This is a genomic window from Imtechella halotolerans, assembly GCF_028743515.2.
Taxonomy (GTDB): Bacteria; Bacteroidota; Bacteroidia; order Flavobacteriales; family Flavobacteriaceae; genus Imtechella; species Imtechella halotolerans.
This window is the reverse complement of record NZ_CP117969.2, coordinates 928,461-945,464: the sequence shown is the minus strand read 5'-3', so window position 1 is coordinate 945,464 and position 17,004 is coordinate 928,461. Positions and strand designations below refer to the sequence as shown.

The window sequence follows — 17,004 nt, the reverse complement described above, 5'->3', positions numbered from 1 at the left end:
AGGATTATTCTCAAATTTACAACTATTATAAGGGATATAATAATAAGTTTCATCGATAGTTTTTATAATTTTATAGTCTAAAATAATTGCAATGACCATTACTCAATTACAATATGTACTGGCAGTAGCCGAACATCAAAATTTTACACTAGCTGCGGAAAAATGTTTTGTTACTCAACCAACATTAAGTATGCAAATACAGAAATTAGAAGACGAACTTGATATCCTTATATTTGATCGTAGCAAGAAACCCATTCAACTGACAGAAATAGGTAAAAAAATTGTTGAACAGGCTCGAAATATAGTTAACGAATCTGGTCGTATTAAAGACATTGTTGACCAACAAAAAGGATTTATAGGGGGAGAATTTAGAATTGGGATTATTCCAACAGTCATGCCTACTTTATTACCTATGTTTCTCAATAATTTCATTAAAAGATATCCTAAGGTAGTGCTAAAAATAGAGGAGCAGAACACCGAAACCCTCATCCAGAAATTACAGGATGGTCATTTGGATGCCGCTATTGCAGCCACACCACTACTGAATGAAAGTATAAAAGAGAAAGTGTTGTATTACGAACCATTTGTTGCCTATGTTCCACAAAACCATAGGTTGTATCGTAATTCTAAAATTGACACTTCAGACCTAACTATGAAGGATATACTTTTATTAGAAGATGGCCATTGTTTTAGAGAAGGTGTTATCAATCTGTGTAATGCCTCCAAGGATTATAATGAGGAACATTTTCAACTAGAGAGCGGAAGTTTTGAAACCTTAATCAAATTAGCCAATGAAGGTCTTGGAATGACACTACTTCCCTACCTACATACCCTTGATTTAAACCCTGAATACAAACAATATTTACATCATTTTAATGAACCATCTCCGGCGCGTGAAGTAAGTATTATATATCATAAAAGCGAATTGAAACTTCATTTAATTGAAGCCTTAAGAGAAGTTATCATGGGAGTTGTACGAGGTGCCATTGCTTTTCACAATGTGAAAATCATAAGTCCTGTATCTAAAAAATAACCCAAGAAAAAGCCACCTTAGTTGGTGGCTTTTTTTATCGATTAATATACACTAAACAATGGGTTAGCTCGGGTTTTTCGAGCGTAAATCGAAGTAGCCAAAGGCGTAATTCTTCAATTTCATGGGGCAACAAGCGCGTTACCGCTTTTTGAAGTTCTTTACAAAAAAGAACAGGATCAAAACTAACTTTGGAGAGTACTGTTTTTGTGTACTCAAACATAGCTCTAGCCATAATAAAGAACGCTTTTATCAGGTTGATTTGTTACACTCAAAGATAACGAAAAATCACCATAAAAATTGTATACTAATCGTTAAAACTACCTAGACATATATTAATAAAAACCTAATAAAACGTTACTGATTAGAACCGATTATCTCCATCAAGTAAATTTCCTAATCCTCCCAAAACACTACCTTCACCCTTTTGTTTTCCACCAGCCTGAGGTGCTGCGGACCATACTCTACCGGCCAAACGACTAAATGGTAACGATTGGATATACACTACACCAGGACCTCTTAATGTGGCAAAAAATAATCCCTCACCTCCAAAGACAGTATTCTTTATTCCTCCAATAAATTCAATATCATAGTCAACCGTCTGAGTAAATCCTACCACACATCCTGTATCTACCTTAAGCACCTCTCCTGCTGCAAGTTCTTTTCTAGCCAAGGTTCCTCCAGCATGCACAAAAGCCATCCCGTCTCCTTCCAACTTTTGCATGATAAAGCCTTCCCCTCCGAAAAGTCCACGACCAATTTTCTTTGAAAATTCAATCCCTACAGAAACTCCTTTAGCCGCACACAAAAAAGCATCTTTCTGACATATAAACTTACCTTGATATGCGGTTAAATCGATAGGAATTATTTTACCGGGATAAGGAGCTGCAAAACTTACTTTACGCTTTCCTTGAAATTCATTTAAAAATACAGTCATAAATAAGCTTTCTCCTGTAAGTAGTCGTTTCCCAGCAGAAAACAATTTGCCCATAATGCCTTGATCCTGACCTGAACCATCTCCAAAAATGGTCTCCATGCGTATACCTGAATCCATCATCATAAAATTTCCGGCTTCAGCAACAACGGCCTCCTGTGGATCTAATTCGATTTCTACATATTGCATTTCTTCACCATAAATATGGTAATCTACTTCGTGTGCAGTCATAGTTTCTTTTTTTAATTGATATATACTAATTGGTATACCCGTTGTAATGATTGTTACACTTTACCCCTCTTTAGTTTGATAGTCCACTCAAAGTCAAATTCAGAAACCATATCACCAAGAGCATCCGTCCCTACTGATTTCATCCAAAAGGTCTGTCCCTCTCCAGTCTCAATAGCTTGAGTAATCGCATCTGCTATTTTGCTCCCATCTGTACATGTAAAAGTAATGACTCCTGTTGCTTTTTTTGTGAATGAGGCCTTATTATGAGCTACAAGCATAGATATTCTTTCCCCACTTTGTTTAATTTCTCTCATGATAAGAACACCTGTAGTTAATTCAGCTGCCATACCTTGAACAGCCCAAAACATAGATTGAAATGGATTTTGATTGATCCAACGGTGCTTTACTCGCGCCTGGGCATGAGAAGAATCTATTTTAGTAATCCGTATACCTGACCACCAAACTGATGGCAACTTAAAAAAAGTAAAAGTATTTAGTTTTTGGGGTGTGAATTCCATGTATGCATTGATTTTTATGGGATTAAATGACCAATGTACTAAATATTATAATAGGTTGTGTCTTTTCATAAATCTTAAAATTTTGTTAAATTATGGTACTATGTTTTGCATAATACCTTCTTTTAGATATATATTTGCATAAGAAAATAATATGTTATGGAATCATCAATCACAAAACATCAAAAAAACATTGCTAGTCTGATCCACATAAGCACTTTTGCAAAGTATCTATTTCCATTTGGGAATTTTATATTGCCACTAGTATTATGGACTAGCAATAAAAACGATTCAGCCTTTGTAGATCATAATGGTAAACAAGCCTTAAATTTTCAAATCAGCATTTTGATTTATAGTTTGGTTTTAGGATTTATCGCATTTATCATTGCTCTTTTTCAGGCTTGGGATTTACTAGATTTTATAAACATTTTAGAACACAACAAACATGCTGTTGATTTTAGAATTGATCATATATTCAAATTCGGTAGTAGTCTTATGTTACTGGGTGTAATTGGTCTTATATGGTTCATTCTATTTATAATGGACATTGTTTGTAGCATATTGGGTGCTGTAAAATCCAATGAAGGAAAAGAATATTACTATCCTATAACCATCAAATTCATTCGCTAATCACATCAAAAAACGAACATTATGAAAACTGTAGCAGAATTAGTAGTCAAAGTAAGCATACTGCTTTTAACCATTCTTATAGCAAGTATGTAAAAGAAATCATCAATCATCAATCATCAATCATCAATCATCAATCAAAAACGAACAGTTTAACCGTATTAAAAATGAACCCATGAACATTGAAAACACAAAAGCACAGATGCGCAAAGGGGTATTGGAATACTGTATTTTGTCCATTTTAAAAGACGAAGACAAATACGTAGCTGAAATACTTGATACCCTTAAGAACGCAAAGATGCTAGTGGTGGAAGGGACCATATATCCCCTACTCACTCGCTTAAAAAATGATGGATTACTCAATTATCGTTGGGAAGAGTCCACTTCTGGACCGCCTCGTAAATACTATTCTCTTACTGAGACCGGAAAACTTTTTTTGAAAGAGCTTTCCATCACTTGGGAAGAATTACAGAATGCAGTAACTTTAGTAACAAGCCAAAAAAAACCTAACCATGAATAAGACAATAAATATTAATCTTTCAGGCACTTTTTTTCACATAGATGAAGATGCATACCAAAAGCTGCAACGCTATTTGGAGGCCGTAAAACGCTCTTTTGCTGGAACACAAGGAGGTGATGAAATTATGGCTGATATTGAAGCCAGAATTGCCGAATTGTTTACAGAAAAAATGCAGCATGATAGACAGGTTATATCTGTAAAGGAAGTAGACGCTGTCATCGCTGTAATGGGACAACCTGAGGACTACCGTGTCGACGAAGAAATTTTCGATGATGCACCAAAATCAACTCAGAGACCAAAAACAGGAAAACAACTCTTTAGAGATACCGATAATAAATACATCGGAGGGGTTTCTTCTGGTTTAGGACATTTCTTAGGAATAGATGCCATTTGGGTACGTTTATTATGGGTTATTTTAGCCTTTGCCTCTGGAGGTTCCTTTATTTTCGTGTATATTTTATTTTGGATTATTGTTCCTGAGGCTGCAACCACAGCTCAAAAATTAGCGATGCGTGGTGAACCTATAAATATCAGTAATATAGGAAAAAAGGTTAAGGAAGGTTTTGAAGAGGTGGAGGATCGCGTTAAAAATGTAGACTATGATAAAGTAGGTGCAAAAGTAAAAAGCAGCTCCAAAACGTTTTTTGATACCCTTGGCGACATTATAATGTTGTTATTCAAGATCTTCGCAAAATTCGTTGGAGTGCTACTAATTATCATCGCAGGAACCTCACTGATCTCTCTTTTCGTGACACTAGTTACCTTTGGAAGTGTTGATTTCATTATTGGTCCATGGAGTGATTTCTTTGCCTACAGCAACACAACTGGCACCCCAATTTGGCTGATCGCTGTAATGACATTTTTTGCAGTAGGAATTCCATTATTTTTCTTATTCCTTTTAGGACTGAAGATACTTATCACCAATCTTAAATCTATAGGAAGTATCGCAAAATTCACCCTGTTTGGATTATGGATTATCGCTACCGTTGGACTCATTTATGTTGGGTTACGTCAATTCTCAGAAACTGCATTTTCAGGATCGATTAGTGAAACCACAGTATTAAATCATTCCGTTGTTGATACGTTACACGTCAAATTGGCTGCTAATACCCTCCAAGATGAACGTTACTACCAACATACAAAATATGATTTTGTTAAAGTAGATGGTACTAAGAAGTTATATATGCAAAATATACGCCTTAATATCATACCTACTGAAGATTCCATTGCTAGTATAAAAATTCAGAAATATGCGGATGGTAATGATTTTGATAATGCACGTGAAAGAGCTCAAAAAGTGGAATATGAATATTCCTTACAAACAAATACATTATTGCTTAATGAGTATCTATTGACTGAAATAAACAATAATATGCGTAATCAAAAGGTTCGTATCACGCTGTACGTACCTCAATTTCAACATATTTTCATTGACAAAAATCTAAGTAAGTATGTGGAGCGCTATATAGCCAATGATAAAGATTATTACTATGGAGATATCAGTAATCACCTTTGGCAAGTGAAGGAAGAACAGCTCATATGTCAAGATTGTCCAGAGGATGAAATACCTAATACAGATAAGGAGGAAACAAAAGGAATCCATATCAATGTAGAAGATAAAGGTGGTGAATCTTTTGAAATGAAAATAGACGAAACTGGAATCCGTGTGCAATCCAATTAACAAACTTTAAATCAATCATCAAAAACAAACAGTTATGAAACAATTAGCAAAATACCTTCCTCTAAGTTTATTAGTACTCACTTTAAGTGCTTGTAACCTGAATATTGATATCGGTGGTGTTCATGGTGATGGTAATGTCCAAGCTGAAAGCAGGGCAACACCTAAAACCTTTACAGAAATTAAAGCTGCCAATGGATTGGATGTCTTTATTACTCAAGATGATTCTTATTCTGTTCGTGTGGAAGCAGATGAAAACCTTCTTGAATTAATACGCACTGAAGTTGAAGGAAGCACACTTCACATTTATACGGAAAAAAACATTCGTGTTTCAACCTCGAAAAAGGTGTATGTGAGTCTTCCAGTTATTGAAAAGATAATGGCTAGTAGTGGTGCAGACATTGTCACAGAAAATGGATCATTATCAGTTAAAGACATTGGTGTAAAAGCTTCCAGTGGCAGTTCTATAAAATTAGACGTAGATGCCAATGAAATTCATTCAGATTGTAGCAGTGGAGCTGATATTTTATTGAGAGGAACTGCTAAAACACTCTATGCCGAAGCTTCCAGTGGGAGCGATATTGAAGCTAAGGAATTAGAAACAGAAAGTTGTGAAGTTCGTGTCAGCAGTGGAGCTGATGTAGCTGTGAACACTAAAAAATCATTGACGGCTAAGGCATCCAGTGGTGGCAGTGTTAAGTACAAAGGTAATCCAGAGGTAGTTTCTCAAGAAAAATCCTCAGGAGGATCCGTAAGAAGTTTATAATCCCCCATTCATAATTACAATAAAATCCCCGAATCATATTGATCCGGGGATTTTTCTGTTGGTTAGTAAAGTTGGATGGCTAGACATTCATCATTAACCTGAAGTCAATGGTTATGGTATCATGTACAACGATAAGGCCTAACACTTTTTTGGGAGGTTCCAAATTAAAATCACTTAATTGTAATTTTAGTTTCCCAGATACACATACAGTATCATCTTCTTTAAATTGCACTGGTACTTCAAACGATTTACTTATTCCAGCAATTTCGATTTCTACCAACGCTTGAACAGTCTTTGATTTTGTATCGGTCGTTTGTATTTCCTTTAAGCGTAAGTACAGCTGCGGATACTCCTTGGTCTTAATCAGGCTATGAAAATCTCTGTTAATCCCTCTGTTACCGCAATCAAAACCAAGGTTATCCAATACCAGGGTTGCTTTCTGAAAGCGTACTTTATTATTCTTTTTTTCAAATTGAACAGCCACTGGTGCTGTCAAATTTTTCGTGTTATATGCGCATGTAAAAGAATTTACATTGGAGGTTCCTGATATTTTTAATGAACTTTCAGGAGCTATGTATACCTTAGTAACATCTAGTGAAGTGTCTCTCACTGTAAATGCGTAAAGGAAAAAAACCGTAACGAATACCAATACTTTTTTCATGACAGTCGTTTTAAGAAGTGGTACGTATACTTTTTAAAAGGATTAACTGCTAAAATCGGGTGCAACCTATGTTGTTGATTGTTAGGTTACACCCGATGCTTAGGACAGTTAAATTACACTTATATTATGGTGCGCCTAGAAGCTGATTACTGCTTCAACCATAAGTCCTTTGAATTTCCCATCATTTAGGATGCTAGTTGTTGGGTAATCCTTGTATTGTTGGTTTACATATTCTACTTTGGCTAAGATGTTTTTAGTCATAAACCATCCTGCTCCTAATTGGAATCTATTGATATCCACATCATCACCAGAGCTTAACTCAGCACTTACGGTGTTGTAACGAGCACCAAGGAATAGGTTTTCATCTTTTCCGAAACGGTATACTAATTCACCAGCCATTTGAGTTACATTACGCTCATCTACTTCAGTGTTAGCTTTTCCGTTAGCAAATTCAGCAGTACCAAAGAACTCAAGACCTCCGTATTTTACGAACGGGTTAATCATAATGGCAGTAATTTGATTTTTAAACCCTGGATCAAAACGACCTGATCTGAATGGGCTACTTGCTGATGCATTTACATCTTCCATTACAAAATAGTATCTAGAACCTGCACGGTCTGCAGTATATAAGTAGTTATTTTGAACGTAACCTGTGTTGTATAAAGACCCTGTTAAACGGAATCTGAAATCGTCGTTAATTTGCTTGTCATATCCAAGTTTTGCTAAGAAAGAAGCTCCACCTGTATTTCCATTAGATTCTACTACTGATTGGTTTAATTTACCATTAGAGAAACCAACCATACCGATAAATCCATTTTTACGATAGTATAATTCAGCACCAACTTCAGTTGTGAAGGCATCCATAATTAGGTTACCAACAAACGGGTTATAAATAGCTTGAGCGTTATCTGATCTTCTAAAGTGAGCATCACCGTAGTTGTTTTCCATGTGACCAATTTTGATGGTAACATTTTTCATTACATCTTCAAGGAAACCTTCGCTTACGAAGTCTAACTTGTCAATTTGGAAATACCCGCCTTTTACATATGGCTCTGGGTGGTGTCTAGAAGAAAGATAGGTTCTTAAGTGCATACGAACACCATCATACAAAGCTACGTCTAAATCTAAGTTAGCAGTTGCAAGGTTAAAGTTATATCCTATTGGTTTCAAAGCTACCGCTCCAGAGTTGTAATGATCTAGTGCTTGGTATTGAATGGTAGATGAACCACCTACTCTTACTTTAACACCATCAAAAGTCGATACTGAATCTTTTGGGGCTTCGAATACATTGATGCCTCTTTTATCAGGTTGTCTGAAGTTGTCAAGGCTTCTCTTGTCTTGTTGAGCACTTACAGTTAACCCAGTTAACAATAGCCCAGCGATAAACACATTTTTAATGAAGGATTTCATAGTTATAGAGATTAAATTGATGTTTCTATTTATTTATTAAATACAGTGTTGAATTTTACAGTAATATCATTTCCGGTAGTAATGGTTCCCATTAGTGCTTTAGGAGGGGTTACATTAAAATCTGTCATTTTAAGTTTCTTTTCTCCAGTAAGACGAACTTTACCTCCTGAAATTTCAAGAGTGAAATCTAGTGGCACTCTTTTTTTGGTTCCTGAGATGGTTAAATCACCTTCAGTTTTTACATTAAATTTTCCGTTTCCTTTTGCTTCAACTCCTTTAACAGTTACAAGTTGATAAGAGATTTTTTTATGTGCATTAGTATTTAATGCTTTATAGATATTCTTATCCATACCTGATTTACCACTCTTAAGGCTTTCTGCAATTACCTCAAAAGAAATTTTTTCAATTTCTGCAGCTTCCATATCTTTGAAAGTAATACTGCCGCTTTGTTCCTTGGCAACTACTTCCCAGTCGTGCAAGCTAGAGGTTCCTAGCACTTGAAGTGAAGATTCTTGATTCTTAAGATTTACTTGTTGTGCATTACCTAAGGCAACAACAGCAATAAACAATGCAAAGGCGCTCCAAGTCTTTTTCAGTGTGTATTTAACTCTTTTCATAATTACTTGCTTTTAAATTATAGTACAAATGTCCACCAAACCAGTGGGCAAAAACATGATATATGTCAGTGATTTTGAAAAATCTTTTCTGTAATATATGATATTACCACACCATTAAAAACCTGAAAATAAATTAATTACACAACACTTTTACGTTTTAGTATTACTGAATTCACAAACTTTTTACATAAAAAAAACCTAGCGTTATGACTAGGTTTTCTAATTTATGTCTCCAAAAGGCTTTAAGAATGGGCTAAATGCTCTACAGAGGCTAAGTATCGTTCAGCATCTAAAGCAGCCATACATCCTGTACCTGCTGCCGTAATAGCTTGTCGATACACATGATCTGCAGCATCTCCGGCAACAAATACCCCTTCCACATTCGTTTTGGAGGATCCCGGTACATTTATAATGTATCCTGTTTCATCCAATTCTAAAAATCTATTAAAAATATCCGTGTTTGGTTTATGACCGATAGCTACAAAAAATCCTGTAGCAGGTATTTCTCTTTGTTCCTTAGTCACATTATTACTAACCATTACTCCACTAACTACTTGTCCATCTCCTAAAACTTCCACAGTTTCTGTATTTAGTAGTATTTCAATGTTTGCGGTGTTACGTACTCTATCTTCCATTATTTTAGAAGCACGGAAGTTTTCACTGCGTACTAACATGGTTACTTTTTTACATAACTTCGATAAGTAGTGAGCTTCTTCACAAGCAGAATCTCCTGCTCCAACGATAACAACTTCTTGGTTGCGATAGAAAAAGCCATCACAAACTGCACAAGCCGATACTCCCCCACCCATTTTCAAATAATGTTGCTCTGAAGGTAATCCTAAATATTTGGCAGAAGCACCTGTAGATATTATAACCGTATCACAATGGATTTCCTTTTCATCGTTAACCCATACCTTATGTGTAGGTCCTGAAAAATCTACTTTAGTTACCCAACCATCACGAACATCAGTTCCAAAACGTTGTGCCTGTTGTTGTAATTGTATCATCATTTCCGGACCGGTAATTCCATCAGGATATCCAGGGAAATTTTCCACTTCATTTGTTGTAGTAAGTTGTCCACCTGGCTGTGTTCCTTGGTACAATACTGGGTTCATATTTGCACGGGCAGCGTAAATGGCTGCAGTATACCCAGCTGGTCCTGAGCCTATAATCAAGCACTTTACTTTTTCTATGGGAGCTGTCATAATTTAATTGCGTTTGCTGTTATTCTAAATTTTCGTTTTCAAAAATAACAGATTTAAATGGAAAGACCTTTAGAAAATTATCAAAAGTTGTTATACTACCATAATTCATACGTATGGAGTGATTCCTTTATAATAGCCTATAAATCAATACAGAAATCTGATAAAACCATTTCAAAATTTTGTAACTTTAAATACCACTTTTGTTGATAAATACCTTAAAAGCATTTAGTTATGAAAACACTTATAAACTCCATTGTCTTGTTGGTAGCCATAGTGCTTCTAACAAGTGCCTCACCGATTGAAAACTATCCAACTAAAAAGTCGTTGGAAGGTTCTTGGGAACTCATCAGTTTTTATTCTTATGAAAATGATCAGGTTATAGATACAATTTTTAATAGTGCTGATTATAGACAAGTAAAAATGTATGCTGGTGGTAAAGTCATGTGGAGCAGAAAAGTACCAATGGATTCAATTCAATGGTATGGCTATGGCTCCTATAGTAACACAGATAGCACCCTTACTGAGGTGTTAGAATATGGTTCGGCCTCCATGATGCGTATTTTAGATACTATGAGAGTATTTAAATTCAAACTGATGATCGACACCAATAGTTTTAGCCAAATCACCCAAGATGAATTTGGAAACAAAATCTTTTCAGAAAATTATATTCGAATTAAGTGAATTAATAACAGTTCCCTGATTAATTATTAAAGTTTTCTTAAAATAACCTCCGGAAGGGGGATTTTTTTTGTGAAAAAGAAAACCACTCATAGATTTGAATATATTTGGGATGCTAAATATTTTTTATACAGAAAACAAGTTAAATTCTGACAGTATTTACGCTTGGTTTTTTATAACTATTACAATTAATTAACTAAATCATTCACATGAAAAAAATGCTCATTCCGGTAATGGCCTTGGCCATGGCATGTAACTCTTCCCAAAAGACCGTTGCGCCTACTACCGAAACTCCACAAGAAGTAACGCCTGTTACCTATGCTAACACCATTACTGAAGGTGAACTAAAAGAAATGCTCTATACCTTTGCTTCTGACGAATTTGAAGGTCGTGATACAGGTAAAGAAGGTCAGAAAAAGGCAGCTGCATACCTACGTGATCATTATATCGAATTGGGAATACCTGCAGCGCAAAGTAATGGAGATTACTATCAGAAGGTACCTCTGGTAAAATTATCAGTACCAGAAGGAAGTTTTTCATTTGGAAATTCAAACTATACCTTTGGTGAACAAATTCTTGCGTTTAGAGCTCCTGCAAAATCTCAATATGAATTCTCATCGATTGTATATGCAGGATATGGAATTGATGACGCAAAGTATTCGGACTACACGAATTTAGATGTAAAAGGAAAATTGTTGCTGATCAAATCAGGAGAGCCTGTAAATAACGATGGAACCTTTGTAGTAACTGGAACCAAAGAAGCTTCTAAATGGAGTAATCAACGTCAAGCCCTACGCGCTAAAACGATGTTAGCGGAGGAAAAAGGTGCTGCTGGAGTACTTTTTATTGAATCAGATAATTTCGGCCGATACATACAGCAATTCAATTACCTTAAAGAGCATGGTGGAAATATGACAGTGGATGGTAACCAATCAGATTTCTTCAGCTGTGTTATAAACACAGAATTGGCATCTAAAATATATAAAACCTATACGTCAACTGCTACCAGTGCAACTATTTCTGGTAAAGCATCTTTAAGCTTTAAAAGCAATAATGAAGAAGTGGATACTGAAAACGTAGTTGCTTTTATTAAGGGAAGTGAAAAGCCAAATGAATATATTGTTATTTCTGCTCACCTTGACCACGTAGGAGTTGATGAAAATGGAAATGTATTCAATGGTGCGGATGATGACGGTTCTGGAAGCGTTGCTATTTTAGAAATTGCTGAAGCATTCCGTAAAGCGCAACTGGAAGGAAATGGGCCAAAACGTTCGATAGTATTTTTACATGTAACTGGAGAAGAGCGTGGCCTTTTAGGATCTGAATACTACGCACAATCACCAATCTTCCCTCTAGCCAATACGGTGGCAAATCTTAACATTGATATGATTGGAAGAATTGATCCAGAACGACAAGGAAACCGTAATTATGTGTATGTAATTGGAGCAGATAAGTTAAGTACGGAATTACATGAAATTTCTGAGCAAATGAATGAAAAGTATTGTGGAATTGAGCTTGATTACAAGTACAATGACGACAATGATCCAAACCGTTTCTACTATCGTAGTGATCATTACAACTTTGCTAAACACAACGTTCCGGCCGTTTTTTACTTTAACGGAACGCATGATGATTACCACCGAATCAGTGATACCCCTGATAAAATCAACTATGATTTGTTGACTAATCGTTCGAAACTAATTTTCCATACTGCTTGGGAACTTGCTAATCGTGAAAAACGAATTGTAGCTGATAAAGCCAAGTAATATTCAATATTCCATAAGATAACCGCCTCGATATGTATCGGGGCGGTTTCTTTTTAACAAAATTTATAGATTTTATTCAACCACAAAAAAGTACTTTTAAAAACAGAATAATCAAACAAATTATCCAATGAAAAAACTTATCTCCTTTGGTCTTTTTCTCCTGACAGCCATACCGTTATTGGCTCAAGAGAATTTAACCTATCAAAAACCTCCTCAGGAAATTCTGGAACTTGCTGATGTTCGTCGTGCTCCATCGGTATCCATGGACAGTAAGCATGAAAACATGTTATTACTTCATCGCAATAGTTATAGAACAATTCAAGATCTATCCGATGACGAATTGAGATTGGCAGGATTACGTATCAATCCTAAAACAAATATTTCAAGTACGATTACGTACATTAATAACATTACCTTAAAGAAAGTTAAGGATAAGGATGCTACTCAAGTAAACGGATTACCTTCTCAACCAAGATTAAGCAATTTTAGTTGGTCTCCAAACGAGCAAAAGGTAGCCTTTACACACACCACAACAACTGGTGTTGAAATTTGGGTTTTAGACGTTGAAAGCAAGCAAGCGAGAAAACTTACGGAAGCAAAAGCTAATGCGAATATGGGAAGCCCAATAAGCTGGTTTAGAGATAGTGAGGCCCTTTTAGTTCGTATGTTACCTAAAGATCGTCCTGCTCTTATAAATACTCAAGAATCAGTACCTACCGGCCCTACTGTTACTACCAGTGATGGTACTTTGGCCCAAAACAGGACGTATCAAGATCTTCTCAAAAACCCTAATGATGAGGCAAATTTTGAAGCATTAGCAACTTCTGAACTTTATAAGGTAACCCTTGATGGAACAGCTTCTTTATGGAAAGAAAAGGCAATGTACGCAGGAGAATCATTTTCACCTGATGGAAACTACCTTATGATTTCTACATTACATCGCCCATTCTCCTATATAGTGCCTTTAAATAGATTCCCTTCTCAAACACACATATATGATGTTAATGGGAAGCTTATTACACTATTTGATGAGCAACCTCTAATTGAAGACATGCCAAAAGGATTTATGGCCACTGTAAGTGGAAAACGTAATGTTCAATGGCGTGCTGATAAGCCAGCTACCTTAGTGTGGGTACAAGCATTAGATGGAGGTGATCCAGCAATTGAAGTAACTCATCGTGATGAAATTTTTAGCGTAGAGGCGCCCTTTACTGCAAAACCAAAATCATTGGCTAAAACGATTAATAGATATGCAGGGATTACTTGGGGTAATGATAATGTGGCTATTCTTCAGGACCGTTGGTGGAACACTCGTAATACAAAATCTTACATTTTCAACCCTTCAAATGCTTCTAAAAAACCTGAGGTAATATTTGACAGAAACTATCAAGATGTGTACAGTGATCCAGGAGAGTTTGAAACAAAAAGAAATGAGTATGGCAGATATGTTCTAGATATTCAAAACAACCAAGCTTTCTTGATTGGTGATGGATATTCACCTAAAGGACAGTTTCCTTTTGTAGATGCTTTTAACTTAAAAAGCAAAACAACAAAACGAATTTACCAATCATCATATACTGATAAATTGGAGCGTATCATTTCAGTTATGGATGCTAAGAAGGGAGAATTCTTAGTAATGATGGAATCTAAAAATGAATATCCTAACTACTACATCCGCAATACCATAAAAAGAATTGCACCCATAGCTATTACACATTTTGAAAATCCATTCAAAAAAATAGCTGATGCACATAAGGAAGTGATTACTTATAAGCGTGAAGATGGGCTTGAGTTAAGTGGTATCCTTTATCTTCCTCCAGGATATGATAAGGCAAAAAAAGAAAAACTTCCTCTTATTGTATGGGCATATCCAAGAGAGTACAAAGATGCTAGTAGTGCCTCTCAGACGACATCAAACCCAAATTCTTTCACTTTCTTAAGCTACGGTACTCCTATTTACTGGATTACACGTGGTTATGCGGTGCTTGATAATGCAGCTTTTCCAATCGTTGGAGAAGGAAACTCTGAGCCTAATGATACCTTCTTAAAACAATTAGTAGCAAATGGTAAAGCAGCCATAGATGCTGTAGATGCATTAGGATATATTGATCGTAATCGTGTTGCTGTAGGTGGTCATTCTTACGGTGCTTTTATGACCGCTAACTTACTATCTCATTCAAACTTATTTGCGGCTGGTATTGCTAGAAGTGGAGCATATAATCGAACCCTTACTCCTTTCGGTTTCCAGAGTGAAGAACGTAATTATTGGGAAGCTCCAGATGTATATAACACGATGTCTCCATTTATGCATGCTGATAAAATGAAGACTCCATTATTGCTAATCCACGGGGAGGCAGATAACAATTCAGGTACGTACCCAATGCAGAGTGAGCGTTATTTCAATGCTTTAAAAGGTTTTGGTGCTCCTGCTCGTTTGGTAATGTTACCTAAAGAAAGTCATGGTTATGCGGCTTGGGAAAGTGTTATGCATGTTTTATGGGAACAAGATCAATGGTTAGAAACCCACGTTAAAAACAAAAAATAATTGCTTTTAAATCCATTATAAAGGCTATCTCAAAAGGATAGCCTTTTTTAGTACCTTTTGCTAAATTTTTGTGTATATAATTTTTAGAAAAACATGATAATATCCCTTCCGCTTATGATAATGAATCACATCATTTTTATGTATCTTCGAGAGTATGCTTTTAAATTTTAAACATTATATAAATCAAGAAAATATACTGCCTGAAAAAGAGGTAGAAATAATCAGTAATGAATTTGAGGTAAAGGAAATAAAGAAGGGTTCCCTTCTACTTCAAGCTGGAGAGGTTTGTCAAAATACCTTTTTTATTGAAAAAGGATTATTACGAGCCTATACTGTTGATTCTAACGGAAAGGAACATATCATTCAGTTTGCACCAGAGAGTTGGATGGTCACTGATCGAAGTAGTATGTATTTTAAAGAACCTTCTGAACTGTATATCGATGCCATTGAAGACTCTCAAATTGTGATACTTCCCATTGATTTTGTTTGTACTATATCATCTAAAAATCCTTCATTTAATGTACATAACGAAAAGGCGTTACATAAACATATTCGATATCAACAAAAACGAATAAATCTATTATTATCTGCAACTGCAGAAGAAAGATATGTAGATTTTATAACACAATATCCAGATCTTACCCTTCGGGTTCCACAATGGATGATTGCCTCATATTTAGGTATAACACCTGAGAGTTTAAGCCGCGTAAGGAAGAAATTAGCTTATTGATTTGATGTAACGCAACCATAAAACACGGCAGTATTAATCACCACCAATACTAACAAACCATTAAAACAGTTTTCATTATAAAAACTACTGAAATAGTCATAAAATAAGCTTACTAGAGAAAGTTACTCCTAGGCTCCGTTCTTAACATACATCAATGCACAACAGTGTTGGCTAGCCTATCTTTGTAGTGTAAAATTAAACTAATGTGATATGAAAACTAAAAACGTAGAGCTTGTGATAAGCCCACCAATGCCTCATATGGTTGGTGATGGATTTAGAGTACATAATTTCATTCCCTCAGGATACCATCTAGATATGGAGCGTATGACTCCCTTTATTATGCTAGATTATAATTCACCCCATTATTTTCCTCCAACCACTACACCCAGAGGTGTTGGTGTTCACCCACATCGTGGATTTGAAACCGTTACTATAGCCTATAAAGGTCAAGTGGCCCATCATGACAGTGCAGGAAATAGTGGCGTGATTAAAGAAGGGGATGTTCAATGGATGACCGCCGCATCTGGCATTCTCCATAAAGAGTACCATGAAGCGGAATTTAGTCAAGAAGGTGGCGAATTTCAAATGGTTCAATTATGGGTTAATTTACCAGCAAAGTACAAAATGACCACTCCTAAATACCAAGGGATTTTAAATTCAGACATTTCAAAAGTTGAATTACCCGATAATGGAGGTCTAGTGGAAGTCATTGCAGGTACCTATAATGGGACAAAGGGAGCCGCTCAAACCTTTTCACCAGTACATTTGTATAATGTAAAGCTTAATTCCAATGGAATGGCTACTTTCTCGTTTCCTGGAAATTATAATACTGGACTTTTAGTCATTGAAGGAAGTATTGTTGTAAATGGATCATCACAAGTACCTACCAATCATTTTGTCTTGTTTGAAAATGATGGTGAAACTTTTGAAATTAAGGCCTTAGAAAATGCGGTTGTATTAGTACTAAGTGGAGAACCCATTGAGGAACCTATAGCAGCCCACGGCCCCTTTGTAATGAACACACGAGAAGAGTTAATTTCCGCATTTAATGATTTTAACACCGGAAAATTCGGTTATTTAGAGGATTAAAT

At 35.8% G+C, this 17,004-nt stretch carries 17 protein-coding genes; 10 read left to right on the top strand and 7 right to left on the bottom strand.

What is annotated here, in order from left to right:
* Positions 1-91: 91 nt before the first annotated feature.
* Complete coding sequence (locus tag PT603_RS04250) at positions 92-1,033, top strand: LysR substrate-binding domain-containing protein (protein WP_008239226.1); 942 nt, start codon at positions 92-94, stop codon at positions 1,031-1,033.
* Positions 1,034-1,067: 34 nt separating this feature from the next.
* On the opposite strand, the gene PT603_RS04245 is transcribed toward PT603_RS04250, so the two are convergent.
* The 3 genes from PT603_RS04245 to PT603_RS04235 all read right to left on the bottom strand — a co-directional run bounded on the left by PT603_RS04245 (position 1,068) and on the right by PT603_RS04235 (position 2,713).
* Complete coding sequence (locus tag PT603_RS04245) at positions 1,068-1,265, bottom strand: hypothetical protein (RefSeq protein WP_081483485.1); 198 nt, start codon at positions 1,263-1,265, stop codon at positions 1,068-1,070.
* Positions 1,266-1,394: 129 nt separating this feature from the next.
* The gene (locus tag PT603_RS04240) at positions 1,395-2,195 is read right to left on the bottom strand and encodes a TIGR00266 family protein (RefSeq protein WP_008239228.1); all 801 of its coding nucleotides are present in this window, start codon (positions 2,193-2,195) and stop codon (positions 1,395-1,397) included.
* A gap of 53 nt (positions 2,196-2,248) precedes the next feature.
* Positions 2,249-2,713, bottom strand: a complete 465-nt coding sequence (locus PT603_RS04235) for a DUF4442 domain-containing protein (protein ID WP_008239230.1) — start codon at positions 2,711-2,713, stop codon at positions 2,249-2,251.
* 156 nt (positions 2,714-2,869) lie between these two features.
* Here PT603_RS04235 and PT603_RS04230 point away from each other — a divergent pair, with 156 nt between their 5' ends.
* From PT603_RS04230 to PT603_RS04215, 4 genes are all read left to right on the top strand, one after another.
* Positions 2,870-3,340 (top strand): DUF4870 domain-containing protein, encoded by a 471-nt coding sequence (locus tag PT603_RS04230; RefSeq protein ID WP_008239239.1) that lies wholly within the window; start codon positions 2,870-2,872, stop codon positions 3,338-3,340.
* A 172-nt stretch (positions 3,341-3,512) separates the two neighbouring features.
* The gene (locus PT603_RS04225) at positions 3,513-3,857 is read left to right on the top strand and encodes a PadR family transcriptional regulator (protein WP_008239240.1); all 345 of its coding nucleotides are present in this window, start codon (positions 3,513-3,515) and stop codon (positions 3,855-3,857) included.
* Complete coding sequence (locus tag PT603_RS04220; protein WP_008239242.1) at positions 3,850-5,538, top strand: PspC domain-containing protein; 1,689 nt, start codon at positions 3,850-3,852, stop codon at positions 5,536-5,538. Before PT603_RS04225 ends, PT603_RS04220 begins: the two co-directional genes overlap by 8 nt.
* A gap of 34 nt (positions 5,539-5,572) precedes the next feature.
* A complete protein-coding gene (locus PT603_RS04215) occupies positions 5,573-6,301 on the top strand; it encodes a head GIN domain-containing protein (RefSeq protein WP_008239244.1) in 729 nt (242 codons plus the stop codon).
* Between the two features lie 79 nt (positions 6,302-6,380).
* Here the strand turns inward: PT603_RS04215 and PT603_RS04210 are convergent, their stop codons facing one another.
* The 4 genes from PT603_RS04210 to trxB form a co-directional block, all read right to left on the bottom strand.
* Positions 6,381-6,962: a YceI family protein gene (locus tag PT603_RS04210; RefSeq protein ID WP_008239246.1), complete on the bottom strand. Its 582-nt coding sequence runs from the start codon at positions 6,960-6,962 to the stop codon at positions 6,381-6,383.
* 135 nt (positions 6,963-7,097) lie between these two features.
* Positions 7,098-8,372 carry a hypothetical protein gene (locus PT603_RS04205; protein ID WP_008239247.1) on the bottom strand — a complete coding sequence of 425 codons (1,275 nt, stop codon included), beginning with the start codon at positions 8,370-8,372 and terminating at the stop codon, positions 7,098-7,100.
* Between the two features lie 29 nt (positions 8,373-8,401).
* Positions 8,402-8,989: a YceI family protein gene (locus PT603_RS04200; protein WP_008239248.1), complete on the bottom strand. Its 588-nt coding sequence runs from the start codon at positions 8,987-8,989 to the stop codon at positions 8,402-8,404.
* 242 nt (positions 8,990-9,231) lie between these two features.
* On the bottom strand, positions 9,232-10,194 hold the full coding sequence (gene trxB / locus PT603_RS04195) for a thioredoxin-disulfide reductase (protein WP_008239249.1): 963 nt from the start codon (positions 10,192-10,194) through the stop codon (positions 9,232-9,234).
* A gap of 231 nt (positions 10,195-10,425) precedes the next feature.
* On the opposite strand from trxB, the gene PT603_RS04190 reads away from it, so the two are divergent.
* The 5 genes from PT603_RS04190 to PT603_RS04170 all read left to right on the top strand — a co-directional run bounded on the left by PT603_RS04190 (position 10,426) and on the right by PT603_RS04170 (position 17,002).
* Positions 10,426-10,875, top strand: a complete 450-nt coding sequence (locus tag PT603_RS04190; RefSeq protein WP_008239250.1) for a hypothetical protein — start codon at positions 10,426-10,428, stop codon at positions 10,873-10,875.
* Positions 10,876-11,081: 206 nt separating this feature from the next.
* Entirely contained in the window at positions 11,082-12,638 is a 1,557-nt protein-coding gene (locus PT603_RS04185) for a M28 family peptidase (RefSeq protein ID WP_008239251.1), read from the top strand.
* Positions 12,639-12,765: 127 nt separating this feature from the next.
* A complete protein-coding gene (locus PT603_RS04180; RefSeq protein ID WP_008239252.1) occupies positions 12,766-15,183 on the top strand; it encodes a S9 family peptidase in 2,418 nt (805 codons plus the stop codon).
* Positions 15,184-15,337: 154 nt separating this feature from the next.
* On the top strand, positions 15,338-15,913 hold the full coding sequence (locus tag PT603_RS04175; RefSeq protein ID WP_008239253.1) for a Crp/Fnr family transcriptional regulator: 576 nt from the start codon (positions 15,338-15,340) through the stop codon (positions 15,911-15,913).
* A 210-nt stretch (positions 15,914-16,123) separates the two neighbouring features.
* Positions 16,124-17,002 carry a pirin family protein gene (locus PT603_RS04170; protein WP_008239255.1) on the top strand — a complete coding sequence of 293 codons (879 nt, stop codon included), beginning with the start codon at positions 16,124-16,126 and terminating at the stop codon, positions 17,000-17,002.
* Positions 17,003-17,004 lie beyond the last annotated feature (2 nt).

Coding starts and splice junctions, on each gene's coding strand:
- PT603_RS04170 (WP_008239255.1), top strand. CDS start 16,124: ATGAAAACTAAAAACGTAGAGCTTGTGATAAGCCCACCAATGCCTCAT.
- PT603_RS04240 (WP_008239228.1), bottom strand. CDS start 2,195: ATGACTGCACACGAAGTAGATTACCATATTTATGGTGAAGAAATGCAA.
- PT603_RS04175 (WP_008239253.1), top strand. CDS start 15,338: ATGCTTTTAAATTTTAAACATTATATAAATCAAGAAAATATACTGCCT.
- PT603_RS04220 (WP_008239242.1), top strand. CDS start 3,850: ATGAATAAGACAATAAATATTAATCTTTCAGGCACTTTTTTTCACATA.
- PT603_RS04190 (WP_008239250.1), top strand. CDS start 10,426: ATGAAAACACTTATAAACTCCATTGTCTTGTTGGTAGCCATAGTGCTT.
- PT603_RS04200 (WP_008239248.1), bottom strand. CDS start 8,989: ATGAAAAGAGTTAAATACACACTGAAAAAGACTTGGAGCGCCTTTGCA.
- PT603_RS04205 (WP_008239247.1), bottom strand. CDS start 8,372: ATGAAATCCTTCATTAAAAATGTGTTTATCGCTGGGCTATTGTTAACT.
- PT603_RS04245 (WP_081483485.1), bottom strand. CDS start 1,265: ATGGCTAGAGCTATGTTTGAGTACACAAAAACAGTACTCTCCAAAGTT.
- PT603_RS04180 (WP_008239252.1), top strand. CDS start 12,766: ATGAAAAAACTTATCTCCTTTGGTCTTTTTCTCCTGACAGCCATACCG.
- PT603_RS04210 (WP_008239246.1), bottom strand. CDS start 6,962: ATGAAAAAAGTATTGGTATTCGTTACGGTTTTTTTCCTTTACGCATTT.
- PT603_RS04235 (WP_008239230.1), bottom strand. CDS start 2,713: ATGGAATTCACACCCCAAAAACTAAATACTTTTACTTTTTTTAAGTTG.
- trxB (WP_008239249.1), bottom strand. CDS start 10,194: ATGACAGCTCCCATAGAAAAAGTAAAGTGCTTGATTATAGGCTCAGGA.
- PT603_RS04185 (WP_008239251.1), top strand. CDS start 11,082: ATGAAAAAAATGCTCATTCCGGTAATGGCCTTGGCCATGGCATGTAAC.
- PT603_RS04250 (WP_008239226.1), top strand. CDS start 92: ATGACCATTACTCAATTACAATATGTACTGGCAGTAGCCGAACATCAA.
- PT603_RS04215 (WP_008239244.1), top strand. CDS start 5,573: ATGAAACAATTAGCAAAATACCTTCCTCTAAGTTTATTAGTACTCACT.
- PT603_RS04230 (WP_008239239.1), top strand. CDS start 2,870: ATGGAATCATCAATCACAAAACATCAAAAAAACATTGCTAGTCTGATC.
- PT603_RS04225 (WP_008239240.1), top strand. CDS start 3,513: ATGAACATTGAAAACACAAAAGCACAGATGCGCAAAGGGGTATTGGAA.